This is a genomic window from Algoriphagus yeomjeoni (genome assembly GCF_049821175.1).
Lineage (GTDB): Bacteria > Bacteroidota > Bacteroidia > Cytophagales > Cyclobacteriaceae > Algoriphagus > Algoriphagus yeomjeoni_A.
Genome location: NZ_CP187512.1, coordinates 1,465,215 through 1,491,809 on the forward strand (window position 1 = coordinate 1,465,215; position 26,595 = coordinate 1,491,809).

Genomic DNA, 26,595 nt, shown 5'->3' on the forward strand with positions numbered 1-26,595 from the left:
ATGACTATTAAAACCAATAAAAAAGCCTCAGAAAAACCTGGGGCTTATTTAATGGTTGTTAATAAGAAGCTCAATTAATCCTCATTACAAAAAATTCTCCTTCGGTTATCAATACCGATTCCTTGGTAATCATATCATATACTCGCCCTGAGAATGTTCCTTTCGCTTCCTTGTCCGTAAGTTGAGTAAATTCAAACACGGGATCTTCCTCATCGACGTCAGAAACATAAGTTTTTGAATTTTCCTTGCTGTAATATCCTAAACTAGCTCCCCGAAGGCCGTAGCCTGTATTCTCAAAAGGTTCCAAGAAATTATAGTTGCCCTCCTGTATTTCTTCTTCATCCTTTATTGCAATATTGAAACCTTCAGGGCTGCCATTATCCTCTTCATTCATCGCACCTCCTACAATACTCGCTTCAAAAATTCCAGGAACAAAACTTCCAACCATGATATAAAGCATATCAGGGCTATTGAACTCCCTCAGTTTTCCATCTACTTTCGCTCGGATATAGTATATCAACTCTTCTCTTTCTTCTACTTCCATGACATTTAGATCCTCTCCTTTTTCGTTCGTCTTATCACTTGAAGAGGTACAGGAAGACACCAATAAGATAAAACAAGCTAAAAGTTTAAACGGATTTATCAATCGTAAATCATTCATATCGAATTGTTTCTTAAGGTTAAAAATACTTACCGATCCATCGGAACTGACTTGGATCATCCAGATTTCGAATAGTGATTTTTGAAGGGAAATTTGCCCGAATCTTCGGGTCAGTTACAAACACTTCTTCTATATCATATTGAACCCAGTTGAATCCAGGTTCAAGACTAAGACTAAACTGATATTCAACTGGAATTTCCTGATCTTGATAAGGCATTTGTGTGGTCAGAGGAAAATCCAGTGTAACCGGCTGCTCCAAATAGACAATGTTGAGGTATGAGCCAGGTATTGCATTATTGTAAGCATCATCTTCCAGCCAATTTTTCAATTCTTCGCTGGTTACAGGGAAAACATTTCCAGCCCAGCGGTTTTTAGCATCCATGATCGATATGTATCGATTTTGAAGCGCTAAAAAATCTGCGACTAATCCAAAATCATCATTGGAAAATGGTCCATCAAAAGCTGTATTTAAATCTCCAAAAAAGAGAGCCATATCTTCAATAGGCATCTCCTCGGGGAGTAATGCTTGCGATAAGTCCATCGTAAATTCTCCTTTTTTTGCAACCGTTCCCAGTTCTATAGGATAATCAAGTCCGAGAGTAAATAACACCAATTTCATCTCTGGTAACTTTCCGTAACCTTCAATTGACCCCTTGATTGGAGCTTCACTTTTCAAAGTCATGGACATCAGTCCAATCAATACAAATCCTAGTAGTCTTTTCATAGTTATCATTTGTCTAAAATTCATTTACATGGAAAATCATCGCTTGTTTTATCCATTATTCGGATGAGATTAGCCAATCCACCCATAATTTTTTCCTGCCTTCCGGAGATCCCGCCATAAATAAAGTTGGCTGCTTCACAGGCATCCAGCTGTAAGGCTCGAAGCACATCAGCTTCCAAATTCGTCGTGTCCATTGTTTTGATCGCATGAGATGCCACTGCATACAATCTGAGCAGGATCAATTGATAGCCTAATAAGCTTGTGCTACGACCTGGATTCTTATTAAACTTTCTAGTATAAGCCTTGATTACCGTATTCAGATCATCATACTGAGTATACACTTTTCGCTTGCCCCCTCCAGTTTGATCAGGCAAAATCCCCAACAGTTCACCCGTTGTTTTGTCAAGCTGCCAATAAGCCAAGGATTCCAATTCTTTTCCAAAAATCTTGTGCGCCCCATCGGCACGATTCCAATATTCTCGGATATAGCTAGCATGAGGACTATTTCGAAGTTGATCTTTAAACCAATCCTGATCCCTAGCAACATCTGCACTGATCAAATCCGCATTGGAGAGGAGACTATGGGTACTCTCTTCATAAAACGCGTTTTCGACCAAGGCTAAATGGGCAGTTTTCTTAAGGTTGATTTTAAAACTTTCAGCTGGAAAATCAGAAATCGTGACAAAATTTGAAGTTGGCAAAATATCCACTGAGTCCTCCGAGAAGTCCTTGTCTAATCCTACGGTCCGTTTAACTAGCACAATTCTCGGACCGCTGGCAAAAGTCATCGAATCAGTAGTCACTTGATCAGGAAGGGGAGCAAGAAGATGTATCATTGAGGGATCATAAGCCCAAATGAATTTATCGATTTCCTTGAGGGTATTTTCCAGATTTTTTTCTTCTAGAGCCTCGACATAATCCTGATTTCGCAGTCTAAATTCCAAAAGTTCATCCAAGGCAGTGGCGAATGTCGCACCTTGTCCTTCTATACCTATGGAGAGGGATCCAAAAACAAAATTCCTTACGTTATCAGCATGTTTTTTTCCGATGCTATCTACCTGATCAAGGATAGGATTCCAGCCTGCTAAAACCCTATTTACAGATTGACTTCCAATTTTTATCTTCAGGTATATTCCAATGAGCTTTGGACCTATAGCCTGGGCTTTTTCTCTATACTTAAATTGATAGTCTACTTTGGTGGTAATTCGATTAGCATCCAATCCCAACTTGACTTCATTTTTTTCTTGTAAAAGAGAACCGTAGTAAGTAAAAACATATGGAGGTAAATCAATCAAAGCGATCTGCTTAAATATCTCATTGAGTGCGTTCTGCTGGTCAGCTGAGTTGATAATGGTCCCCTCGCTGGATACTGAAAGGTTTTCGAATACTTCACGGCTACTCGCTCGAGTAGAATTAAATACATCCAAAACAATAACCGGAGGTCCTGCACGAAAGGCATCCAAGTCTTCCTCTTTTAAATCATCCTTATTATCCCCATCTGTTGCGAAAAGAATGAGATCAAATGAAGTTCTACAGGCTTTGCGAAGCCACTTGTATAAGGAGGAATCAGTAGCCCAACTTGTAATTGAGGCTTTAGGAAAATCTTGACGGATACCAGTTTCCAGTTGACCTAAAAATGAATCCATTCCTTCATTTCGATAATCAGTCGGCATACTCAAGGAAGTGTCGAAGAGTATAAGCAACTTAGGAGCGATTTCATTTGACTCCATCAAAGGCATCACAGGGATTTCATTTTCATAGAATGAAAAATCACCCGCCATAAGTCCGCTCACCAATTCTCCTTGCTTATTAGTTGGCCACACTTCCACTTTAACTAGGGATGGAAGCCCAGCTGTAATTTTCACTTTCAACTCACTCACTTCCTTTGACCGAGTTGATTTTTCTACCCAGTTAATCGGAAAACCATTTACTCTGATAGTTTGATTGGCCTCATCTATTTTGATCTGATGACCTTCTAAGGTGATCGTCTCCCCCAGTTGGGTAAGCCTATTAATCTCATCTTGTGATACTTCAGGTCCCATCAAGCTTAACTCTGGAGTAAAAATTCTTACTTGATTGAATGTAGTGCTAGCCTGCTCCAACAAATCTAAACCATGATAAAATCCCAAATGTAGCTGTCGCCCAACTAAATCTTGAGCATCATATGACTTGGAAAGAAGTAGCTTTTCCTCCTCAGGGTAGATGTTATCCCGGTAGGTCAATTCAAACTCTACGGGTCCGAGTACAAACTCGGCAGGGCTGGCGTTTTTTACTCCCTTGCCCTTAGCATAGGCTTGGCCAAATGGGACTTCCGGATCAAAAAGGTGTGCTACCAGTTCTTGATTTTGCCAAGTAAATTTCACCGCAGGAGATCTGGAATTATCCCATCTGAAATCAAAATCATGAAAGCGAATTTGTTCCTTATCTGGAAGAAGATCCCAAAGACGATTAGCCAGTTTTTCAGCTTCTCTTTCATTTGGATTAATAAATGAAAGCTCCTGAAGATCAGACTCAGTAAGCTTAAGCATGTTGATCCATCTGTCGACCTGACCTTCAGTCAACTCCTCAAGTATTTTATGGTTTTGAGGTTTAAAAAAGAAGGATTTGGCCTTTTGCTCGTCAAAATCAGTACGCTCAAAAACAACCTCTGATCTGATTCCTGAATCCGAAAAAAGTTGGTTAAGGATTTCTGCTTTTTCTCGTGGTGTAGCAAAACCATCCCGCAAAGCCCCGCGCACGCCATAAATTGAGGCTGTACCCATTCCCCGAAGCGAAGATTTGTTTGCAGGGATCAAGTAAATGCTATCCCTGACAAATTCCAGCATCTTTTCAGGGTCTTTAATCTCCTTCAGCCGATTGTACTCTTGCGCAAGATGATCTGCGCTCTTTCGAAGGAGTTGCTGCATCTCTCGCCACACTTGAAAGGTTCCGCCTTCCGGATTCTCTAGATTGAGTTCAGTAGAATCGCAAGAAGTTAAGCCCCCACCTACGGTAGACAGTAACCCCAATAAGGCCATTTTCTTTAAAAAATCTCTCCGATCTGACAATTTCGGCATCGTTGAAAAGTTTTGATTTATAGATTCTTAAATAACTCTTCAAAACGACTTCCTAGAATAGGGATTGACTCCATCCGACCGTTGACCGCATGGATCAAACCCATTACCCACATGTAGACCATCAGAACTAACCCAAGCAGGTAGACTATCCAACCTATGATTGGAATTAGGCTGATGAGGACGAGAATCAAACCCAAGACTACCAACCCCAGAGATTGCTTGATATGATATTTGGCAAAGGGATATTTTTTCTCATTGTTCATCACAAAAGCGATAATCAACCCAATGACAGTGATATATGCTAAAATTGCCTCAGTTTTTCCCTCCGGATTAGTGGTCAACGCGAGATTTTCATTTGTTTCTTCCATGGTGTTGAGTTTTTCAGTTAATTAAATTATCGGTTAGAAATGGAGTAATCATATTCTTCAAAGGCCACACATTCCATAGTAGCACTACCATTCTTTTTGCCTTTGTTTTCTTTGTCCTCCATCTCCATATACATCATCAAGCTGCCTTGATTCTCTTCTACAAAGCGCTGAAGTTCAGGAGGGAGGTTGCCTTGCGTATTTTTAAACACGTTATCAAAATTGGCAGGCATATCGTTGGCGAAATAGACAATAAACTTGTACTGCTCATTTTCCATTTGTCTCCCCATGCAATCATAGCCCAAGAATTCTCGATTGGGTAGCTCAGTCAGGGTGAAGCTGTTATAATCCATATCATTATCTTCTTCAAAAGCTATCCCTTCTTCCCCAATATCCATAGAGGTAGCGATGGGCTGCCCTTCGATATAGTTCACGATGACTTTTCTTTCTTCATCGATGATCGAAAAAAGATCCATTCCCATATTCATTTTGTACCCCAAGTAGGATTCATCAGGATTAAGGAAATAATCAAACTGCATTTCACCGGCCGAAGTAGACATTTTCATAGCATACCGATAATAGAAATTATAGGAGTCAGGAAGCTCAGAAGCATCCACAGACATGCCCTTCTTCCCTCCCTGCATCAGTCCACCTAGATTGGGATTAAGGATCTTCTCCATGGCATTTTCCGTGAGTTGGCCAGCTTTGTCTGCTGCCTTGTATTCTATGACTTCTTTGGTTCGCTCTTCTACCCGCTTTTTAAGGTTTTTGATAAACTGGGCCTGCGCCAATGGAATAGTAAATCCAATCGCAAGCACTATTAAAATTAGTTTTTTCATGATAGTTGTTTTTTGACCAGGTTAAAGATCATCCCGAATTAAAAAATAGGATGTCAAGGATGTATCAAATGATATTAAAATGGTAACAACACCCTTCCTGAGAGCAGGAAGGGCGATATTATTTTAATTTAACAATTCAAAGCGAACCCAGATGGCTGCTTTTTCTCCAGCTTTTCCTGCTTTTATGGGGCCTTCAATAATAAATTTCCCACTGTTAGACTCGACATTGGTAAGCCAGAGATTTCCGGGAACATCAAAATTTGTAAATCGGTAGGCACCTTGAGCAATTTGACCGTCCGGAAATGTCAGTGTGGGATCTAATGCTTTTATTCCTGACAAGACATCCAACACTTCCCTCAGCTCCACCCCAATTGAACTATCATGAATCACTTTGTCATTCGAACCTGTATATTCCTTCAGCCAAGTGTAGATTTTCAGTTCATGGTTTGGATCGATATAGGCATCCCAAGGAATATCAAACACGAGTGTATTGTTTATCTGAAAGGGATCTCTGGAAGTTCGATTTTCAGGGACATGGATTTGGGTATTCACCCCTCCTCCTATCCAACAGGCATAGGGGCCAGAGATTTGATTACGGCTGGGGTCTCCAAAACCACAGGAGCCTCCTGGGAATTTATTTATTTGTTTGGAGCTAGGTTGAAGCACTTTATTTTGGGCTTTTAAAACTACCGCCATCTGGAGCCCATAATCATCCGGATCATCTCCTCCTCCATCTCGACCATCTACATTTTGAATATCCGTCAAGGTCATTTTCAGGCGGTAACTTCGCTTTTCTACGCAAGTTTCAATCTCCTGAATCATTGAATTATCCATTCCTACCTGCTGGTTCCACAGGTTTTTTAATTCAAATCCAATAGGCAAGGCAAACCGATGGTTTCCAGCCTGTGCTTTGATCCAGTTTCCAATATTTGGGATTCCTTGATCTTGGACATCGACAATGGAATTAGCTGCACTTGAGCTCGTCCCTCCATACATAAAAGCTTTGATCTCTACTTCGCTATTCTCGTACAGTTGATTGTACAGTAGATTCAATTCTGCTTGTGATATTGCTGAAAACCCAGATTTCGCTTTTACATTGACATTGTATTCTTCAATGGATCGTTTGCTTTTAAAAAGTACTCCTCCTCGCCTTCCGTAATTAACTTTTGAGATGTAGACATAATCTTTGTAAGGCACTTGGGCAGAGGTTTTGAAAATCTGCTCAGGAGATAGCCCGTCAACTTCCAGTGAAAACATATATTGAGAGAATTCCACCAAATAATAATGGTAATTTTTTTGTGTATTGGATTCAATTCCCAGTGAGGTGGCAAAAGAACCTAATCCTCCCGAATAACGCCCATTGAGCTTAAAGCTTAAATCTTCTTTGCTTTTGATTTCTGTCATCTGATAGCTCATATTCGCAGATACTTCGCCTGCACTTTGAGAAATCAATTGGTTTTCAGCATTGGATATGCTTGATTTTGCCTTTGGGTTTGGGATCGTAACTGCTGTTTTACTGATATTCAGTAAGCCTGAGGTTGATATCGTGATGGGATATCGATCATAGTTTTCCTCGATTTGGTAAGAACCATTTACAAAGCTTTGGGCTTTTAGGATTATTCCCGGCTTGAGCCAATCGGGTCTGGAACCCACAGGCATTTCTTTGAATTGCTTAATCTTTGACTCCAAATTGAGCCGCTCACGAGTACAGTAAACGGTAGAACTATTTCGATCGCTCAACTTTCGGACATCCGATTTATGGGAATCATCAATGTAGTCGTTCGTAATAGCCATCAAACTTTTCTTTCCTCCAGTGGAAGTAGGACTACCTTCGGTGATGGTTGCAAAAACATCCATTGGAATCACCGATGTGAGTACAGTAGCTTCACGGACAGAATAAATAGGTAAGTTAGTTTTTGGGTCCTTTTTTACCGGTTCTGTAGATTTTGTTTGGGTCTTGGTTCGCCGGGTTACTTGCCCTTGGACTTCGGCAATAATTGTAAGGAAGAGCAAAGTCGAGACTGAATAAATCAAAAATAAATTCAAGCGATTTTTAGTGGTAATTTTCATAGCAGACTTATTTAGTTAAAATTTAAAAGCGACTTAAAATTCCCGCATTAGCTCTTATTTGGATAAAAGAATCCTACCAGAAAATGTCAATTTTGTATCCTGAGGAGATAAAATAAATACCTACAAACAAAAAAAGACCTTGATCGACGTGATCAAGGCCATAATTAGCAAATCTATTTCCCTTGCACTTTATTCAATCCGAAAACTAAACTCAGCAGGAGAAATTGATCCACGGATTTCACCGACTGGTACCATTTCCAATCGAACAGTATAGCTGCCTTTTGGAAGATTGGATTCCAACTTGGGCCAATCGAGCCGAGGAACAGGCATTTCATATACCTCATTTTGCAAAGCAGGAATCAAGTCAAAAGCTTCAATTGGCACATACATGTCTCCTGGTAGCCATGGCCAATTCTTTCGAGTACTTTGATGGATAGTTTTACCATCTTTAATTAAAGTGGTTTTCATTTCAAAGAGTACAATTCCACGCTTTCCCACTTGACCGGCTTTGTAAGAAAACTGGATTTTATATTTGTTTTCTTTAAAGCTCTTGAATAAATCTACTGGTACTGACTCTTCGAGGACCTTTCCACTTGCTAGGCCCTCAACTCTAATCCTACCATCAAGTGTTTGGGCAGTTAGGGAATAGGAATAGAAAATCACTGCAAAAAAAAGAATTAGATTTTTCATAAACGATTGGTTTTTAGAGTTATGGGTTGTTTTAAAATACTTAATAGTTTGATTAGAAATAATGCAAGTAATTTTTTCATTCTTTTAAATGGAAAATGAATTTTCTATGGATCTCTTTAACTGAAGGCCTAGAAAAATCATCTCTGGAACGAGATATCATTGTCATGCTTGATTTCACAAGTTGAAAAGTTATTGGTGACTAAAACTTGCGCTATCAGAAAATCCCCAGAGTTGAGGTATACTTATTCCAAAGCCAGTCAGGTGAAACAAAAAGCGGCTTTGGTCGACAAATTCAATCTCAGAATAGTTTTGTGCAGCATTCTCAGTTTCTCGGACACGGAGTCCATTTCGAAGGTAAATCCGGGTAACTGTTCCATTTTTATTTTCTTCAATATCCAGGTTAAGCCTTTCTTGAGATGCCTTAATCAACAATGATCCATTTTCACCTGCACCATCTAAAATTTCGACTTTGACAGCGACCTTTGAAGAATCCGGAATCTGGTAATCAGCCAAGACGGAAATTATCCCTGATTGATCCCGATGACCAGAAAGCATCTGGACACGTTCAAAATTATTGACCCTCTCTGGCAACCATGTTTTTAGAACTGCCTTAGAAATCGGAATTTCATTTCGAAGGCTAATTTCTTCTTCCAAATCTTCCAATCCGCTTGAATCTCTATGATTTTGCGAGCCATTTAGGACTTTTACCGGAGCCTCTATTTTATCCAAAATACGATTCGCACGCTGGCAGTAGACTGACAGTGAACTGACTACAAGGACTGTGACAAGTCTGGAAATCATGCGATTCATTGCTTCAGTTCAGTTGGTATTAAGACCTTTTTAAATTCCCAAAAAATTTCTGGCGCTACATTTTCTCCTTTGAAGTTGAAGTAAAACCGATCGTCGATTGCATACTGCAAAAAAGACTTTCGGTCTGCCGGTGTATGCCGCTCAAAAGCTTTGACACCCTCTTTCTGATAAACTTTAGCATACCCATCTAACAGTGGTTCATTGTATTCTTCGCCTAGATTTGTCTTTATCATTCCAGTTACAGCGACGATCAAAGGACCTTTGCCATCTAGCACATCGAGGGTAAATTGTTTCTTGGAATCCTGATCGTGTATGTATCTTACTTGGACTCTTGGTAAGTCACCGTAGTCAGTGGATGGTTCTTTTTCTCGGGAAAACCCCGCATAATTCATCGGCAACCAATCCAAAAATGCGCTGGATGTCACTGGACCTGTGTTGGATTTTGAGTTTTCTTCTTGTCCTGCTTCAGCACTTTCTGAAACTTCTTGATGATTTGAACTCTCACGTTGCTGATCTACCTTTTCTTCACAGGAAGAAAAAAGGAAAAACGATAGCAGTATAATTAAGTGTGGATAGTTGCTGACTTTCATCTTGACTTGATTTATTGGGGAAACTGATTGCTTTGTAGCTCTTCAAATGCACCATAGATCACGTCAGGCTTTACCAAGTTCCCAATGATTCCAATGTGATAACGCTGATTCTGAAGATATTCGAGTTGGAAGTTCTCTTCCTTGTTTTTTATCTTTTTGACAAAGAGAATCCGCTCACCTTTGTAGTCTTTGATCTGTGATTCGAAATCATCACCTGATTCACTCCTCACGTTTTCGAGCATTTTATAGACTGCATTGACATGCTGAAATTGAACTTGACCTGCTCCATCAATCACTTCAAGCTTTAAGCCTGGATGCTCGTGGCCTTGTTCATTGCCATAGAATGCAATAAATCCATTTAAACCACGCTGGGGTTCTTTCATCTGCAGCGGATAACCCTGAAGATTTTCTGGAACCAAAGCCAAATAGCCCTGTTCCGTTAAGGGTTCTTTTTCCATCAACTCCATCAACCAAGTGGTAGAGCTAGCAGTATTTTGCGCAGGATCGGAGTCTAATAAGCGCTCTTTAGCTGTTGAGGATGATTCTCCACAGGAGCATAGTAGAATTAAAATTAGATTACTTAAGACAGCAGCAAACACCTTGTACATAGCAGAGTTTTTAAATCGATTAAACTTTTGAACAAGGTAGGTCAAGCCAAAATCGTAGGATAAAAATCCTGAACCAAATGATATTAAAATTGTAACATCAGGAAAAAAGTGGGCTGTAGGCTCAGTTTAAAGCATATCTATGAAAGATGAAATCACATACCCAACTCAAAAATCACTTCAGTTCCCGGCACCTCTGATTCCGATTCGTGGTCAACAATGCTGAATTGATACCACACAGACTCATTTTGATTGAAAAGCTCCAATCGCTCCTTGGACAAACTCATGCCAATAGAGTCTTTTTTCATCGTGCGCTTTTCATTGATTTCATGGGCAGCTTTTCTCCCAACACCATTATCCCGGATAGATAGTTGAATTCCATCGGCTTGATTTTTATTCAAGCATACATGAATCCACTTTTCTCCTGATTTATTCATTAAACCATGCCAAATCGCATTCTCAAAAAAGGGTTGTAAAAGTAATGGAGGTATAATTATTTGATCCAAATTTATCTCTTCAGCAAGGTCAATATTCAACTCTATTCCACCTTCAAACCTGATGGATTCTAAGGTTAGGTATAACTTGGCTATGTCAAGTTCTTCGCGCAATGTGATTTTTGACTTTCTCGAACTCTCTAACACAAGGCGGATTAGCTTGGCAAACCTGTTTAAGTAAAGAATTGCCCTATCTTTTTCTCTATCTATTAAAAAAACCTTGATTGAATTCAGCGCATTAAAAATAAAATGGGGATTCATCTGACTTCTCAAAGACTGTAAATGAAGTTCGGTGATTTGACGATCATAATGCGCCTTGATTCTTGCCATCCTTTCCACTTCAGCGTCAGATTCAAGCTCTATAATTTTTTCTTCCCGCTGCACAATTTCATGCTGTAATTGTTTGTTCAACAGGCTACGTAATTCGTCATTTTCTTTGTAGCGAAACATTAACTCTTCCTGAATTTTTATTTTTTCTTTAAACAGTAATTTTTGTTTTATCGCTAAAGAATAGGTGAAAAAAAAGTTCTCAATTAAAAGGCCCAGGTAAAAGATGTAGATATATTTATCTGTAAAAGCCACACCTTTCTCTACCGTCATAAAACCAAACAAGAATGAGGCTAGGGCAATAGTCAAAAATCCATAAAGAATTGGGACTTTTATCTTTTCTTGGGTTTTAATAATCAAGAAAACTCCAATTATCATGTAAACAAAAGTGATCGGCATAAACACAAAAAAGTAAAACTGCCGCATCAAAGTGTACCCATCCCAAATAAATACACCTAGAAAAAAGACAGCATAAACTGCAGAAATGAAAATCGTATAATAACCATAAAATCTTATGAATCTCGGATAATAAGAACTTAATCGTAAAACCTCAATCAGAAAATAAGAAAAGACAAGAAAGCTTATAAATTGTAGCGGGGTTATACTCAGTCTAAAAAATTCAGGATAAGAAAAATAAATATCTTTTAAAAAACTATGATAAGGCCTTCCAATTAATGCTACGGAATTGACAAAAGCATAGATACTATAATACAAAAAAAAAGATTCCCTATTTTTGATATAAAGGATAAGGTGAAATACCGAAAGATAAAATAAGATGGAAATAGCCATCAGAGCCAGACCATTGCGATTGCTGTTTTCCAGAAAATTCAAAAAGTAGCCAAAAGCTTGATCCATTTTCAATGTTGCTTAGAACCAGAAAATTATTTCCGTTCCCGAGTCGTCAGGACTGGTGTAATCAACAATCTCGAAGCTGTAATTGACCAGTTCACTCTGATTGAATAGTTCCAAGCGATCTTTAGAAAGGCTCATACCAATAGATTCCTTTTTCATAGTTCGCTTTCCATTGATCTCTTGTGAAGCTTTTCGCCCAATACCATTATCTCTAATAGACAACTTATGGCAATCCTCCAATTTACTCAACTCTACATTGATCCACTTTTCGCCTGATTTATTCATCAGACCATGCCAAATCGCGTTTTCAAAGAAAGGCTGAAGCAATAAAGGCGGTATCTGTATGGAACTTAGGCGAATATCCTCAGCTATGGTAGTTTTCATATCAATCCCATCTTCAAATCGAATTGATTCTAATGTCAAATAAAGTTTGGCGATTTCCAGTTCCTCACCAAGTGAAATCTTCGTTTTACGTGAACTTTCTAGAACCATCCGAATCAATTTCGAGAACCGGTTCAGATACAAAATCGCTCTATCCTTGTCATTGTCGATAAGAAAAACCTTTATTGAATTCAATGCATTAAAGATAAAATGAGGATTCATCTGACTACGAAGTGACCTCAAATGCAATTCTGTAATTTCACGTTCGTAGTATGCCTTGGCCTTAGCCATGCGCTCGCTTTCTGCATCTGCTGCCAAGGTGACTATCCTTTCCTCTTTCTGAGTAAGTTCATTTTGAAGTCGCTGATTCAATTTCTCTCTCAACTCTTCATTTTCCTTAAGCTTGACGACGAGCTCCTCCTGAAAATGTAATTTATCTTTATATACTTTACTCTGCTTGATAGCTAATGCATAGGTGAACAGGAGATTTTCTACCAACACTGCGATATAATACACATAGAAATTCTTGTCTATGATTTCTGCAGGCTGACCGATAGTTAAGATTGCAGACAAAATAGCTCCAACACCCAAAACCAAGGAACCCGTTAAAATATAACTTTTTACATTTTCATCAATTTTTAATATCAATAGTGAGCCATAGATCATCACAAAGAAATAAATCGGCAAAAAAACAAAATAGAAAAATCCCTGAAGTATGTTTAATTCTGGCTTAAATATCTCTACGACACCCAAAACCAGGTAAGTAACTATTCCAAAAAGCGTGAAATAGTTGAAAAACCGAACGAATTTAGGTAAGTGATTTTTTAAATGGAGAACTTCGATTACGAAGTACGAGAACAAAATATAACTTGCAAATTTAAATGGAGAATCCAATTCAATAAAAAAATCCGGAAAAGCGAAAAAGATATCTTGTAAAAAAACATTATACGGAATGGGAACTAATATTAAAACATTAATAAATGCATACGTGCTATAAAAAAGATAAAACTTCTCCTTGTTTTCTAAATAGAGAATGAAGTGATAAATAGACAAATAAAAGAGTATGGAAATCACTCCAAAACCAATGCCGTTATAATTGCTATTTTGCAAAAAATCCATGAATTTTTCCATCAGTAAATTTTTAAAATAGACTTTAAATTTTTGATGAATTCCTTTTTCCTCAGTCTTGAAAGTGGAAGACTAGCTCCAGAATCTAACAGAATTTGGGATTGGCTCTTATCGAATAGGCTGATCCAATGTATATTGATTAGATAACTGTGGTGAATTCTGAAAAAATAAGAATCAGGTAAAATCTTCTCCAAATATTTTAAATTTTTTGAAACCAAGATTTTTGTGCCGTCCTTAGAATACACCCAGGTATAACTACCCTCACTTTGGCAATATTCAATCTCTCGAGGGTCAAGCATGTGAGCTTCCTTGTCGGTATTCAGAATTACTCGCTCAGGATTTAGATCTGCTTTCTTAGATCTAATTTTTAATTCCAGTTCGCTTAACACCCGATCCAAGTCTTCACCATCCACAGGTTTAAGCAAATAATCAAAGGCTCGATTTCTTAGTGCTTGTATGGCATATTCTGAATATGCTGTGACGAAAACTACTTCGAAGTCCCTATTCTTCAAATGTTCTAAAAACCGAAAGCCATCCATTTGTGGCATTTCTACATCCAAAAATAAACAGTCAATTTGCGTTTCATTGACCAGGTTCAGTGCCTCTTGCACTTGTCCATATTGAGCTACAATTTCAATTCGATCACCAAATTGTTGTAATTCATAAACCAAGGATCGAATGGACTTCGATTCATCATCTAGTATTGCAACTTTAACCATGAAAAAGATTTTTATAAAACCAATATGTAAAAGATTGATAATTTAAAATACACTTTTTTAAGAAATCGAGGAAACTTATGTCATTTAGCACCCATTGTTCTCTTAAAAACCAGGCTATTTTTTAATGTTTATTATGATTATACGCAATTCTGCCAGTAAAGAAATTTATAAAAACAAAATTTGGTATTCGGTATTCAAACCGCATAATTCCATGGTTAGCTCCGAAGGAGCAAGACTATTCATGACCCTGTACGAAGTGCAGGGTAAAAGAATTGATAGCATTTCGAGCCCTGAAAGGGCAAAACTATAAAGTGACACCCCTTCGGGGCTTGTTAAACTAAGTATCTTCTATACCCCCGGCTCCGCCGAGGGTTATGAATTGTCTCAATCCTTCGGATCTTGCTTGTCATAGAATATTTGGCTACTGGCGCGATTCCGTATAACCACAATGTTTATTCTAAAATAATCTAGTTACAAAAAATTCGATACATATCGACATATCTACTTTTTTGATGAATACTTTAGATTGAAAATTTTAGGATATAAAATGATTAAGCATATTTTTTACTTTTTGGTTTTTGCTGTTTCGATTGTTTGCTTTCATGACCTTGAGGCTAAAGACAAGATTAGATTCCGGCAATTTTGGCTCCCTGAAGGTCAGTCAAATAACAGGGTTTTGGCAATCAATCAAGACAAAAATGGATTCCTTTGGGTCATTACCGAAAAAGGCTTAAATCGATACGACGGATATGAAGTAAAAACCTATCGCAAAGATTTCAATTTTTTATTGGACGATGACCTTTTCATAAAAAGCAGTTTGTTCATCAACTCAAAAAATACGGTTTGGACCATTTCCGCATCACTTGTGCCTGAGTATTTTGATCAGAAACATGAAAAATTCATCCCTTTAAATGACTTAAATTCGGTCACAGCCATGAGCGAAGTTGCTGACGACAAGATGATTTTTGGTACCATAAGTGGTCAACTTTTTATTTGGAATCCAGCAAACGAAACCAAAGAATTGATCTTGGCCAAAACCAGCCAAGAGATCGTAAAGCTTATCCAGAATCCCTACGTCGAAAATGAGATGCTTGTCCTTTTCAAAAATGAGGTGGGCATCATCAATACAGCTACAAAAGAGTACAACGCTTATATTTCTTTGCCCAAATCAAATCCGCTCCAATTAAGTACTGCGGCATTTGCTCCCAATGGGAATTTATGGTTGGGAACATTTGAGCATGGCGTTTTTGAATGGAACCCCAAACAGGAACTAGTTCCAATGCCTGTTAAAACTGGAAGTCAACTCATCACCGAAACGATTTTAGACTTGCATTTGGATTCATCTGGTCGACTTTGGATAGGAACCTATGGATCTGGCGTATTCCTCTATGAGTCCTCTACCCAAGCTTTGCAGCAGTTTGAATATTCTAAAAACAGTCCCCATTCTATCGGCGCAAGTGATATCCTTTGTATATATCAGGATTACTCGGGCACAATTTGGATTGGAACGCTAGGTGGAGGCTTGAATTTTTATGATTCATTTTTGGATAAATTTCAACTTCTTTCAAATGACCAAATAGCTGAATCTATTCATCTTGAAAATATTAGGTCTCTTTACTTGAACAGCGATGGACTTCTGTGGGTAGGTAGTGCAAGTAACGGCATTCTCTCCTATGATTTTCTTTCCCAGAACTGGGCGAGATACTCTTCCGCTGATGGAAATCAGCCACGATTACAAGAAAATAGGGTGTTGAGTCTTGCTGGCCATGATGATAAACTGTGGATTGGATACCAAACCGAAGGCTTGAGCATCCTCAATCAAAACGATGAGACAATCTCTCATTACAACGAATTTTCAACGCCTGTTTTACCCGCAGATCAGATCAATTCGATTTTTAAAGATCAGATTGACCGGTTCTGGCTTGGAACCAGAAATCAAGGTCTCCTTCAATTTGACCCAGCAAAAGGTGTGATCAAGACTTTTTCCTTTGACCCGAAAAAGAAAAATTCCTTTCCTGACAATCATATCACAGCGATCAACCAGTCAAACAATCAAAATTTATGGGTTGCTACTTACTCAAAAGGATTAATCAAACTCAATATTGAATCCGGAGAATTTCAACAAATTCCTTTGCCTGATGATAACTCACTGCCTGATGATAACTTAAAAATAGCAGTGATTTATAGTGATAAGATGGATAGACTTTGGGTAGGAACAGGTGTTAATGGCCTGTATGTTTTAGATACCAAATCCGAAAATTGGTTGAAAATCCCTGAACTAGCATTTTTCGAAAGTTCGCATATCCACGGAATTCTAGAGGATAAGTCAGGTATAATATGGGTAAGCTCGGATAAGGGGATTACATCAATATCTACCGCAGCGGACTTCTCACTAGAACTAAAGCACTTTGATAACTTCGATAAAACTACAGGCTTATTTACTTCTGGCGCTAGTTTTTCAGATCCAGACTATGGGTTATTTTTTGGAGGAATAGGTCATATACTTCATTTCAGAGGTGAAGAAATCTACTTAAATCAAGTAAAGCCAAAACTGGCTTTGACCAAGATCATCAATGGAAATTCCGAGATTCTACAACTACCCAATCAAACTTTCGAAGCCGATGAAAATAACCTTACCCTTCATTTTTCAAGTTTGATGTTTTCGGCACCGGAAAAAAACCAATACAAATACAGACTTAAAGGGCATGAAGAAGAGTGGAAAATTCAGCAGGGAACCAATTGGGTAAACTATACAAAATTGGGCCCGGGAGATTATGAATTCGAAGTTATGGGGAGTAATTACGATGGAATCTGGAATGAAACACCAGTGAGTTTTAAGTTTCAAATCAATCCCCCCTGGTACCAAAGCAATCTTTTGAAAATCATTTATTTCTTGATTTTTCTGGCTTTCCTAACCTTCATCTATCGTTACCTGAAATGGCGTTGGATGATCAAGTACATGCTGGAAGTTAAAAATCAAGAAGCAATTCGATTGAAAGAAATTGATCAGTTGAAATCAGCATTTTTCAGTAACATCTCACATGAATTGCGAACTCCGCTATCCTTAATCATGGGTCCTACTGAGCGCTTGATTCAAGACTGTGAAAATCCAATTCAAAAATCTCAGTTAAACCTTATCCAAAGCAATTCTAAAAAGCTTTTGGCACTGGTGGACAAAATCCTTTCAATCCGAAAAATCACAGCTGAAAAACCTACCCTCAACGTTCAGAAAGGAAATTTGGGACTTTTGATCCAATCCGTACTAATTAATTTCTATTATTTGAGCTCAAAAAAGAATCTGGTGATTCAATCCCATATTCCGCTTATCACAGAAGTTTGGTTTGATTTGGATCAAATGGAGCGAATACTTGAAAACTTAATCCATTTTGTTATTGACGAGGCCGAGGAAAAAAGCAGTATAATTTTCGAATCGAAATTCAAAAATCAACAAGTCACTCTGGCGCTAAGCTACACACCTTCACACCGATCGAAACTGTGGAAGGGAAATGGGAAATCCCCAGAAATTGAACTAGGAAACCAATCTAATGATGCTGCACTCAAGCTTCAACTAATCAAAAAATTAATCGACTCTCATTATGGTAAATTGATTTTATCCTCTGATGATGCCACCCGAAATGATATACTACTAGAGTTTTCTGTCGATAAATATTCCTTCCATCCAGCTCAAGTGATTGATGAAGAAGAATGGGAGGTGGAAAAAACAGAAACTACTGAACTGACTGCCAAACTGGGTGATGACGCTCCAAAAGTCTTGATTGTGGAGGACAACCAGGGTCTAAGAAACTTCTTAGTCAGAGAGCTGAGCAACACCTATCATATAGTCGAAGCTTCAGATGGCAAGGAAGGTATTTATGAAGCATATAATCATATCCCTGATCTAATCTTATCCGACATCATGATGCCGGAAATAGACGGCCTAACGCTCTGTAAAGAGCTAAAAAATAATGAGAAAACTTCTCACATCCCTATCATTCTACTGACAGCCAAAATCGAAGAAGACACCCAACTTCTAGGCTTGGAACTGGGGGCAGATGATTACATTCAAAAACCCTTTTCGGCAAGGCAACTTGCCCTGAGAATCGAAAAATTGATTGAATTGAGGAAAAAACTTAGAATCAGATTTTCGCAGGGAACAATCCTAGCACCAAAGGAAATAGCAACCAGCTCAACCGATGAGAAATTCCTTCACAAAATTCAGGAAATAGTCGAATCAGACCTACTGGATTCCGAATTTTCTGCCGAGGATTTCAGCAAAAGACTAGGCATGAGTCGTATGCAGTTACACAGAAAACTGACAGCATTGACCGGCTTTTCAACTTCTTCATTCATTCGGGATCAGCGATTGCGAAAAGCAATTCAAAAGCTTGAAAAGACAGATGAGACTGTCGCAGAAATAGGTTACTCGGTAGGGTTCAGCTCACCCTCCTATTTTATAAAATGCTTCAAAGAAACCTATCAAATGACTCCCTTGGAATATCAGCAAAAACACTCCAGGTAAAAGCACATTTACATTTTTGGCTACTCTTGATAATGCTTATCGTACTACTCCTGATTCCCTCCAGCAGTCACATGCTCCAGCCATTGCCCCGCCATAGCTAGCATGCAATTAACCACAGCCGTAAAATCAACTACTAAATTCCTACCAAAAGCTTATATTGATTACCGGTATAAAATCACTAACTCAGACTTCATGAAATCCTTCAAACTCCCCCTACTTTTTCTCCTAATCTTGCTGATAGGAACCCCCAATCTACTCGCTCAGGTCAAACCTATTTTTGAAAATGGGGAAGCACAAATCGTCCCGGAACTGAAAGATTCCGCCAACTGGATTCGTACTGATCTCTGGGTGGAAACGGAGTTTGACACCGACGGAGACGGTAAAAAAGACCGGATGCATGTGGATGTGACCCGCCCCCAGCAAACCGAAACGGAAGGACTCAAGCTTCCTGTGGTCTATGCCAGCAGTCCTTATTACGCAGGCACTGCAGGAAACGCTCCTATTTTTTGGGAGGTAAAGCATGAACTAGGCGAGGCAGCTCCTCCGAGAAATAAAACCGAGATCGTACGCACAGGTAAGCGGCCGATTATTTCCAATTCCGAAATTATGAATTGGGTGCCTCGTGGCTACATCGTGGTGCACTCCTCCTCTCCGGGCACCGGACTTTCGCAGGGTTCGCCCACCGTCGGTGGAGACAATGAATCTTTGGCACCAAAGGCCGTAATCGAATGGCTCACCGGCAAAGACAATGGCTACACCACGCCGGATGGAAATGAAAAAGTGATGGCATTTTGGTCCACTGGCAAAGTGGGCATGACCGGAACTTCCTACAACGGCACCCTCCCACTGGCCGCGGCAACTACTGGCGTAGAAGGGTTGGAAGCAATTATTCCCATCGCTCCCAACACGTCCTATTATCACTATTACCGATCCAACGGACTTGTCCGATCACCGGGAGGGTATCTGGGCGAAGACATCGATGTCTTGTATGATTTCATCCATAGCGGCGATGAGTCCAAGCGAGCCTATAACAACAAAACTGTCCGTGACACCGAAATGGCGCAGGGAATGGACAGAATCACCGGAGACTACAATGACTTCTGGGCTGGCCGTGACTACCTCAATGACATGGAGCCGATGACTGCGGCCTTGCTGATGTCTCATGGCTTTAATGACTGGAACGTGATGCCAGAGCACAGCTATAGAATCTACGATGCGGCTCGCGCAAAAGGGATTCCTGCCAAAATCTATTATCACCAAAACGGTCATGGTGGCCCTCCCCCATTTTCTATGATGAACCGCTGGTTTACCCGCTACCTTCATGGCGTGGAAAATGGCGTGGAAGAAGGACCTAAAGCCTATATCGTCCGGGAACGGGACGAGCAAAGCAACCCAACTCCTTATGCGGACTTCCCAAATCCTGAAGCTTCAGATGTGAACTTTTACCTCAAAGCTGGAGCTCCGGCAGCCGGTACAATGGGGCTGGAGAAAGAGACTTTTGGCAAGCAGGAAACCCTGGTGGATAACTATTCCTTTCCTGGGTCTGCACTGGCGCAGGCGGATTACACCAAGCATCGTTTGCTCTACCTCAGCCCTGTACTCACAGAGCCGATTCATATTTCAGGAATCTCGACGATTACCGTGAAACTGGCATCAAGTACTCCTGCTGCCAACCTTTCTGTATGGTTGGTTTCCCTGCCTTGGACAGCCGGGAGAAATGCAAAAATCACCGACAATATCATCACCCGAGGCTGGGCAGATCCACAAAACCATGCCTCTATCCGCAAGGGAGAACCTCTAGTACCAGGTCAATTCTACGAGGTCACTTTCGACTTGCAGCCAGACGATCAGATCATCTCAGCAGGTCAGCAGATCGGCCTGATGATCTTCTCCTCAGATGCCGAGTTCACTCTCCTACCTAAGCCAGGCACAGAACTGACCATTGATCTGGATGGAACTGTCCTGACTCTTCCGATCGTGGGAGGAAAAGGTATGGTAGAGAAAGCTGTGAGGTAAAAAAGCTTCCTAATCGGTGAAAATTACCCTGTAAAGGGGAAAATGAAAAGTAAAGACGGTTTTACCGTAACAACAAACAAGTTACAATCAAAGCCAGGATTTAATCCTGGCCTTTTTTTTAAAGTTTTTTGATCGAAAGGGAAGCCAAAAATCCCCATTTTCCTACTTGCCCCTTCCCTCCCAAACACACCTTCTTTGACCTGCATTTTAAGCGCTAACTGATTTGATTATGAGTGAGTTAATTTTGAAAGAAATTTTTAATGATCGAATTGAAATTAAAAATTTCTTAATTATCTTGAACTACAATTAATTTTTATTGACATAAACAATTTTTACAATGGAAAATCGTGTATCGATTACTATCCCCCCAGCAGACCTTCAAGCCATCAATGATGCAGTGAAGGTATTGCAAGAGAAGTTAGGGCCACTTTTAATCGCCCTGACAGTAGATGAACGAAGAACACTCACGAAGATGGGTGAAGCTTCGAGGCCCTTTGCAGAAAAGGTAATGGAGTATGTAGTGACCAATCCTGAATTTTTGCCTCCTTATGCCGATGTAGCAGAAATGCAGAAAGATTGGAAAGCAATTAGTGAATTGGGACCGGTGTATAATGCCATGAACCAGCTTACAAGCAACTTGGACGATACGCTGATGGAGGCGGGCTCAGAAGTGATGGAGCAGGCCAACATGTATTATCGATCTGTGCAGGGTGCTGTTAAAGCAAATGTGCCAAGTTCCAAGCCGGTGTTTGCAGACCTGAGAGTGCGCTACGAAAAGCGAAGCAAGCGCAGTGGCGGAGATCCAGCGGGAGTTTAAAAAGTTGCTCAACTCACCTGAAGCCGGGAAGAAATTCCCGGCTTTTTTTATGGGTGAATCGCAAAGACAAAGAATAAAACGCAAAGTCACGCAAAGACCTTCCAGGTTTTGAAAACCTGGAAGGTCTCATCTAGGTCGCCATTCCCTAGAAGCAGCACAAAATCTGATCAGATCTGCTCAAGATCACCTCCAAACTGCTAGCTAATCATTCCAAGGTGATCATGATCTGTTCCTAGCAGATCCACAGCGGCTTTAAGCTGATAATTATGTGTTCTGTGCTGATAAATATGTGCTCCGGACTGATAATTATGTGTTCGGAGGTGATAATTATGTGTTCGGAACTGATAATTATGTACTCGGAGGTGATAAATAGGAGATCGGAAGTGATAATCAAGTGTTTGAGTCTGATATTGTTCGACCCTTTCAGGGTCGTGGGGTATCTTGGTGTTATTTCGTCCATGGGTCCCGATAGCTATCGCGGACACCCATGGCTATTAATGGTTTGACCCCATTCGGGGTCTTGCTTTTAGTTCTAGATTCATACGCACGACCACGGAGTGGTCAAACTTTTCAATAACCTCGGGTGCAACCCGTGGATATCATGATATTAAGTTGAAATGGCAACCCTGAAGTGCCTGTCCCGATTATTTCGGGAGGTTGAACTTAGGTGAAGGAATTACAAATTCCATAAAATAAGAAAGTGTAGATACAATCTACGCTTAGACCGAGTAAAAAAATAACTACTATTCTGGAATATTAATTACACTTCCTTCAGCTCCAGTTATAGAATGTTTTTTACCGTTATAGTTGTATTCAATTATTAATTCCTTTTTAACGTTTAGTACTGGATCTCCTGCAAGTTGATTACTCGCCCTCACCGATAGAGAATTATTCACAATTAATTGAGAAACTTTTTTTGTAACATCTATGTATGTACCACCGATTCCATATTTAGCATTAATTATATACAAAACTGGATTTGACTTAATTTTAATTTTATTTTCAGATTTAAATATATTTATAAATTCATATAATGAATTCAGCGAAAATGACCAAATAATATTTGAAACAACCCAAGTTAGAGGGATGAAAAAAAATGCCGTTATTAAATAAGAAGCCAAATATTTATACCATTCCTCTTCAACCCAATATACACTTATATTTTCTACCAAAAATATTATCAAAATTATCTGAAAGAGATAATTTCCAAAATGAAGAATAAAAATAAATGCAACAAATATAATTCCTAACCTAAGCAGATAGGATAAAAACCTATTTGTTTTAAGAGCAAGTACATTATCAAATTTTGAAATCATAGACCACCTTATAGCTAATAATATCCCTCCAACTGTAATAAAATCTGCCGTTATTGATATCAATTTTAAAAATGAATCTAATGTCATAATGATTTTATTTAAACATTTAAAAATTGAATTTTAAAAAAAGGATATAACATCAATCTCCCTCATCACCCTCTCTGTCTCCGCAAGCGCCTTGATGATCTTCTGATAATGCAGAATATCCTGAAAATCCAGGGTTCGGCCTTTGCGGTCTTTGAGCCATTTTTGGGCGGGTTGGTAGCCGCCGATGTAGAAGTTCCAAGCGAGTTCGGGTACGTTGTCGAAGTACTGCTCGGAGTTGATGTAGACTCGGCCTTCCTTATAAACTGGCTTCTCCACTTCATTATCACCACCTACGGGGTATTGGGTAATGTATTCGTTTAGACTTGGGCTTTCCATCAGGTGCAGGGATCGGAGTTCTCCGCCTAGGGCGACTAGTCTCCAGAACTCCTCTACATCGGTAGGATAGGGCACGCGAGGGAAATCTATCTTCAAAAACTCCTTGTACGTCTCTCTATAGCTCGGCGAGTGCAACACCGCATAGATGTAATCCAATAAATCTATGGGGGCAAACGTGGTTTTTATGTCACCCTGAGCGAAGTCGAAGGGCTCCGGCACAAACCTCAACCCCAATCCCTTGGCGATTTCTGCAACCAGTTTCATATCCAGATTGGGAGTACGGATAGGTTTGGAGTCTAGGAAAAGTTGTGAATCTGAATCTGGGTAGAGGTAGAGGGGAAAAACTGCTGATTGAGTAGTCCTTTCTCCACATTTTGTCTCCATTAAATTTTTTGTAATATAAAAATGATCACAAGTTTCTGATTTATTACTCCGAGCTGTAATTAAACCTAGATTTTCACTAATTAAAAAATTACTCATTACACCTTTTCTATCTCTTTCTATAAAATCACTATCGAAATAAATAAATCTTGTATCAAAAGGCCTATAAGATATATTATGAATTAATGCGGAATTAAATTTTTTAGCTTTCTCCTTAACTTGATCAATTTTCCAAGTGCTATTTTCTTTCAGATTATACTGTTTAATCAATTCATTTTTATCTAAAACAAAAAAATCTTTAATATTCCTTTCTAATTCAATCTTCTTTTCAGTAATAACAAATGAATCTCTTGAAGTAACAATACCAACAGTACTGATTCGGAAAAATATTGCAATTTCAAAACCACTATTATATATTTTTTCTTTTAATTGATCTCTTTCTATAAAAGTGAAAAATGGAGATGTAATAGAAATTTGATTGAATTTAATGTCTGAAAAATTTGATCCAATTAAGAATCCGTATTTCTCCTCTCTCTTTCCATATACATCTTTGTGAAAAACATTAGCGAGAGACTCCTTTCCTTTCTTTCCATTTTTGATGAAAATATTTATTGAGACTCCTTGTTTAATATCGAAAACATTTTCATCCTTACTTCCATCAGGTGCAGTTTCTTTTTTGTTAGAATTTCCATGAAGATCAATGGTATAGATCTTATCAAATGTCTTTAGCAGATTCCATCGCATTCCACGAAAGGTGGGATTATCCAAGAATCCATGGGGATTGATAAAGGCTAGAATACCAGATCCATTTTTCTCTATAAAGTGCTGTCCATAGCGGATGAATTTTACATAGTCATCGTTGATCCATTTTGGATTTCGCTCTTTCAGTTTCTCTTTTCCTCCGGGCTCTTTTTTGTAATCCTCCATAAGATTCATAATCCACTCGCCTTTATTCGAGCTTTCTCCACTATAAGGTGGATTTCCTGCCACGATCATCACGGGCGCATCGCGCTTAATCTGATTGGCTTCGTTGGCTTCGGCAGAAAGCCAGTTGGCGAAGAGGGTACCCGTGTCCTTGTGGTATTCTTCGAGCGAATTAGTGAGATAGATTCGGAAGCGTTGGCCTTTGGTGCCGGTGTAGCCCGTCTGCTTGAGCACCAGATCCAGCTTCAGATGCGCCATGGCATAGGATGCCATCAGAAGTTCGAAGCCGTTGATGCGGGGCAGCAGGTGATTTTCCACATAGGAATTCCATAGCCCCTGCTGTCCTTTGAATTTGGAATAAATATGATTGATCGCCTCCGCGACGAAGGTGCCCGTGCCTGTAGCCGGATCTAAGAATTGCACCCGATGAACTTCCTGATCCACTTCCCGCATACCACCGGAGAATCGCTTGTCATGCGTAGCGATGGGTACTTTGATGGTGGTTTTGGAGGTATCTGCCAGTCCCATCGGCAGGTCGAATTCATCGATCAGAATATCATCCAAAGCGCGGATGATAAAATTCACCACGGGATGCGGCGTGTACCATACGCCCCGGGCTTTGCGCAGCTTCGGATCATAGGTACTCAGGAAAGTCTCGTAAAAGTGGATGATGGGATCCTCGGTTTGGGTGGCTTTACCGAAGTTGCTTAGGATAGCGTTCACATCGGCAGCTCGGAAAATATCCGCCAGCGCATCCACGATCCAGGTAATTCTATCGTCTAGGTCATAGCCGGCTATGTATTGGAAAAGCTTTCGCAGGAAAGGATTGGACTTGGGGATCAGTTCGGCAGCTTCCTGTCTGGAAAATGAATCTAAGGACTCATCATATAATCGAGCCGCAAACATTCCATAGGATATGGTCTGGGCATAGACATCTGAAAATTCCTTTGGCGTAATGTCATGAATCAAAATTTCCTTGAAGGCATTCATCTGCTCTCTCAGGGTGGAATTCTCCTGATTGATCTCATCGGAATTCAGGGAGTTTTCGATCACATTAGCCAGCATTCTAGCTTTGCCCGCCATCATCTCAGCCAGTTTCTTTGGGCTTTTGATACTTTGGCTGATATGGGTAGTAAACTCCCGGATGAGAAGTTCGAAAGCCGGAAAATTATGAGGAAGGGCAAGGATTTTTCCACTATCCACCACACCGATGCAAATGGAAGTAACGAGTTCCCCGTTTTTGTAATAGTAAAAATCGAGGTAATCTGTAAAGATCAGGTTGTCCAGTGAGCCCTTGTATCGGTCGAATTGTTCTTTGTTTCCGTTCTTTTTCGTACCTGTAAGATCAGCATCTCCTATATCTTTTGCCTCAATGAAGCCAACGGGGATTTCCTTTTTGTTCGTCAGAATGTAATCAGGAGCTCCACAAGCCTGTCGTTTGGGTTCGTTGGTTGCGGAGATATTAGGAACTAGCGATTCAATTAGATTTTGTAGATCACCCCGAAAGGTATGCTCGGTGGCATGGCCTAACTTATAGCGGGTATTGATACTCTGTAAGTATTCGGAAACAGTCATGAAAAATGGGTTGATAAAAATTGATTCCTAAAGATATCATTTACCAGTAAAACGAAAAGTCTTTTTTATACCTGCTGATCGATTTGTAATCAACACTGTTCGAGATTTGTAATCTCGAACACTTATCCATGGATTTTTAATCTTCCCCGGTAGGTGTAGATTGTTGGACTAAGCGTAGTCCGCGACAGTTGTACGGGAGTAACTACGCTTTCTTATTATAAGAATTTGCAATTTTTTTATAGCCCTAGAGTGTAATAAAAGAAAATGATTTGGCTAAAGCCATCTTATCCTATAACCAAATCTCAAATGAATG

Annotated in this window: 18 protein-coding genes; 3 read left to right on the forward strand and 15 right to left on the reverse strand. The window is 39.6% G+C overall.

From position 1 onward, the window contains the following. Nucleotides 1-70: 70 nt before the first annotated feature. The 13 genes from ACPUEN_RS05850 to ACPUEN_RS05910 form a co-directional block, all read right to left on the reverse strand. The gene (locus ACPUEN_RS05850) at nt 71-661 is read right to left on the reverse strand and encodes a hypothetical protein (RefSeq protein ID WP_425639174.1); all 591 of its coding nucleotides are present in this window, start codon (nt 659-661) and stop codon (nt 71-73) included. Nucleotides 662-680: 19 nt separating this feature from the next. Next, nucleotides 681-1,385 (reverse strand): hypothetical protein, encoded by a 705-nt coding sequence (locus ACPUEN_RS05855; protein WP_425639175.1) that lies wholly within the window; start codon nt 1,383-1,385, stop codon nt 681-683. A 20-nt stretch (nt 1,386-1,405) separates the two neighbouring features. Further along, a complete protein-coding gene (locus ACPUEN_RS05860; protein WP_425639176.1) occupies nt 1,406-4,441 on the reverse strand; it encodes a hypothetical protein in 3,036 nt (1,011 codons plus the stop codon). A 17-nt stretch (nt 4,442-4,458) separates the two neighbouring features. Next, the gene (locus ACPUEN_RS05865) at nt 4,459-4,809 is read right to left on the reverse strand and encodes a DUF4870 domain-containing protein (protein ID WP_425639177.1); all 351 of its coding nucleotides are present in this window, start codon (nt 4,807-4,809) and stop codon (nt 4,459-4,461) included. A gap of 26 nt (nt 4,810-4,835) precedes the next feature. Continuing rightward, nucleotides 4,836-5,645, reverse strand: coding sequence for a hypothetical protein (locus tag ACPUEN_RS05870; protein WP_425639178.1), 810 nt, complete (start codon nt 5,643-5,645; stop codon nt 4,836-4,838). Nucleotides 5,646-5,768: 123 nt separating this feature from the next. Next, on the reverse strand, nt 5,769-7,715 hold the full coding sequence (locus ACPUEN_RS05875) for a hypothetical protein (RefSeq protein ID WP_425639179.1): 1,947 nt from the start codon (nt 7,713-7,715) through the stop codon (nt 5,769-5,771). Between the two features lie 189 nt (nt 7,716-7,904). Continuing rightward, nucleotides 7,905-8,405 carry a hypothetical protein gene (locus ACPUEN_RS05880; protein WP_425639180.1) on the reverse strand — a complete coding sequence of 167 codons (501 nt, stop codon included), beginning with the start codon at nt 8,403-8,405 and terminating at the stop codon, nt 7,905-7,907. A 189-nt stretch (nt 8,406-8,594) separates the two neighbouring features. Continuing rightward, entirely contained in the window at nt 8,595-9,215 is a 621-nt protein-coding gene (locus ACPUEN_RS05885) for a hypothetical protein (RefSeq protein WP_425639181.1), read from the reverse strand. Next, complete coding sequence (locus ACPUEN_RS05890; RefSeq protein WP_425639182.1) at nt 9,212-9,805, reverse strand: hypothetical protein; 594 nt, start codon at nt 9,803-9,805, stop codon at nt 9,212-9,214. Before ACPUEN_RS05890 ends, ACPUEN_RS05885 begins: the two co-directional genes overlap by 4 nt. Before the next feature lie 11 nt (nt 9,806-9,816). Then, entirely contained in the window at nt 9,817-10,413 is a 597-nt protein-coding gene (locus ACPUEN_RS05895) for a hypothetical protein (protein WP_425639183.1), read from the reverse strand. Nucleotides 10,414-10,565: 152 nt separating this feature from the next. Next, nucleotides 10,566-12,086: a histidine kinase gene (locus tag ACPUEN_RS05900; protein ID WP_425639184.1), complete on the reverse strand. Its 1,521-nt coding sequence runs from the start codon at nt 12,084-12,086 to the stop codon at nt 10,566-10,568. A 12-nt stretch (nt 12,087-12,098) separates the two neighbouring features. Continuing rightward, nucleotides 12,099-13,595 carry a sensor histidine kinase gene (locus ACPUEN_RS05905; RefSeq protein ID WP_425639185.1) on the reverse strand — a complete coding sequence of 499 codons (1,497 nt, stop codon included), beginning with the start codon at nt 13,593-13,595 and terminating at the stop codon, nt 12,099-12,101. Beyond that, on the reverse strand, nt 13,595-14,311 hold the full coding sequence (locus tag ACPUEN_RS05910; RefSeq protein ID WP_425639186.1) for a LytR/AlgR family response regulator transcription factor: 717 nt from the start codon (nt 14,309-14,311) through the stop codon (nt 13,595-13,597). The genes ACPUEN_RS05905 and ACPUEN_RS05910 overlap by 1 nt, the downstream gene beginning before the upstream one ends. Nucleotides 14,312-14,858: 547 nt before the next feature. On the opposite strand from ACPUEN_RS05910, the gene ACPUEN_RS05915 reads away from it, so the two are divergent. From ACPUEN_RS05915 to ACPUEN_RS05925, 3 genes are all read left to right on the forward strand, one after another. Then, nucleotides 14,859-18,830: a two-component regulator propeller domain-containing protein gene (locus tag ACPUEN_RS05915; RefSeq protein WP_425639187.1), complete on the forward strand. Its 3,972-nt coding sequence runs from the start codon at nt 14,859-14,861 to the stop codon at nt 18,828-18,830. Between the two features lie 192 nt (nt 18,831-19,022). After that, on the forward strand, nt 19,023-20,846 hold the full coding sequence (locus ACPUEN_RS05920) for a Xaa-Pro dipeptidyl-peptidase (RefSeq protein ID WP_425639188.1): 1,824 nt from the start codon (nt 19,023-19,025) through the stop codon (nt 20,844-20,846). A gap of 337 nt (nt 20,847-21,183) precedes the next feature. Further along, the gene (locus ACPUEN_RS05925; protein ID WP_425639189.1) at nt 21,184-21,663 is read left to right on the forward strand and encodes a hypothetical protein; all 480 of its coding nucleotides are present in this window, start codon (nt 21,184-21,186) and stop codon (nt 21,661-21,663) included. Between the two features lie 743 nt (nt 21,664-22,406). On the opposite strand, the gene ACPUEN_RS05930 is transcribed toward ACPUEN_RS05925, so the two are convergent. Next, nucleotides 22,407-23,066 carry a DNAJC11 domain-containing protein gene (locus tag ACPUEN_RS05930; RefSeq protein WP_425639190.1) on the reverse strand — a complete coding sequence of 220 codons (660 nt, stop codon included), beginning with the start codon at nt 23,064-23,066 and terminating at the stop codon, nt 22,407-22,409. Nucleotides 23,067-23,099: 33 nt separating this feature from the next. Continuing rightward, complete coding sequence (locus ACPUEN_RS05935) at nt 23,100-26,282, reverse strand: type ISP restriction/modification enzyme (RefSeq protein ID WP_425639191.1); 3,183 nt, start codon at nt 26,280-26,282, stop codon at nt 23,100-23,102. Nucleotides 26,283-26,595 lie beyond the last annotated feature (313 nt).

Bases quoted from the DNA above. Each gene is read 5' to 3' on its own strand.
- ACPUEN_RS05880 (WP_425639180.1), bottom strand. From the start codon at position 8,405: ATGAAAAATCTAATTCTTTTTTTTGCAGTGATTTTCTATTCCTATTCC.
- ACPUEN_RS05935 (WP_425639191.1), bottom strand. From the start codon at position 26,282: ATGACTGTTTCCGAATACTTACAGAGTATCAATACCCGCTATAAGTTA.
- ACPUEN_RS05925 (WP_425639189.1), top strand. From the start codon at position 21,184: ATGGAAAATCGTGTATCGATTACTATCCCCCCAGCAGACCTTCAAGCC.
- ACPUEN_RS05920 (WP_425639188.1), top strand. From the start codon at position 19,023: ATGAAATCCTTCAAACTCCCCCTACTTTTTCTCCTAATCTTGCTGATA.
- ACPUEN_RS05875 (WP_425639179.1), bottom strand. From the start codon at position 7,715: ATGAAAATTACCACTAAAAATCGCTTGAATTTATTTTTGATTTATTCA.
- ACPUEN_RS05900 (WP_425639184.1), bottom strand. From the start codon at position 12,086: ATGGATCAAGCTTTTGGCTACTTTTTGAATTTTCTGGAAAACAGCAAT.
- ACPUEN_RS05850 (WP_425639174.1), bottom strand. From the start codon at position 661: ATGAATGATTTACGATTGATAAATCCGTTTAAACTTTTAGCTTGTTTT.
- ACPUEN_RS05915 (WP_425639187.1), top strand. From the start codon at position 14,859: ATGATTAAGCATATTTTTTACTTTTTGGTTTTTGCTGTTTCGATTGTT.
- ACPUEN_RS05865 (WP_425639177.1), bottom strand. From the start codon at position 4,809: ATGGAAGAAACAAATGAAAATCTCGCGTTGACCACTAATCCGGAGGGA.
- ACPUEN_RS05895 (WP_425639183.1), bottom strand. From the start codon at position 10,413: ATGTACAAGGTGTTTGCTGCTGTCTTAAGTAATCTAATTTTAATTCTA.
- ACPUEN_RS05905 (WP_425639185.1), bottom strand. From the start codon at position 13,595: ATGGAAAAATTCATGGATTTTTTGCAAAATAGCAATTATAACGGCATT.
- ACPUEN_RS05870 (WP_425639178.1), bottom strand. From the start codon at position 5,645: ATGAAAAAACTAATTTTAATAGTGCTTGCGATTGGATTTACTATTCCA.
- ACPUEN_RS05855 (WP_425639175.1), bottom strand. From the start codon at position 1,385: ATGAAAAGACTACTAGGATTTGTATTGATTGGACTGATGTCCATGACT.
- ACPUEN_RS05860 (WP_425639176.1), bottom strand. From the start codon at position 4,441: ATGCCGAAATTGTCAGATCGGAGAGATTTTTTAAAGAAAATGGCCTTA.
- ACPUEN_RS05885 (WP_425639181.1), bottom strand. From the start codon at position 9,215: ATGAATCGCATGATTTCCAGACTTGTCACAGTCCTTGTAGTCAGTTCA.
- ACPUEN_RS05930 (WP_425639190.1), bottom strand. From the start codon at position 23,066: ATGACATTAGATTCATTTTTAAAATTGATATCAATAACGGCAGATTTT.
- ACPUEN_RS05890 (WP_425639182.1), bottom strand. From the start codon at position 9,805: ATGAAAGTCAGCAACTATCCACACTTAATTATACTGCTATCGTTTTTC.
- ACPUEN_RS05910 (WP_425639186.1), bottom strand. From the start codon at position 14,311: ATGGTTAAAGTTGCAATACTAGATGATGAATCGAAGTCCATTCGATCC.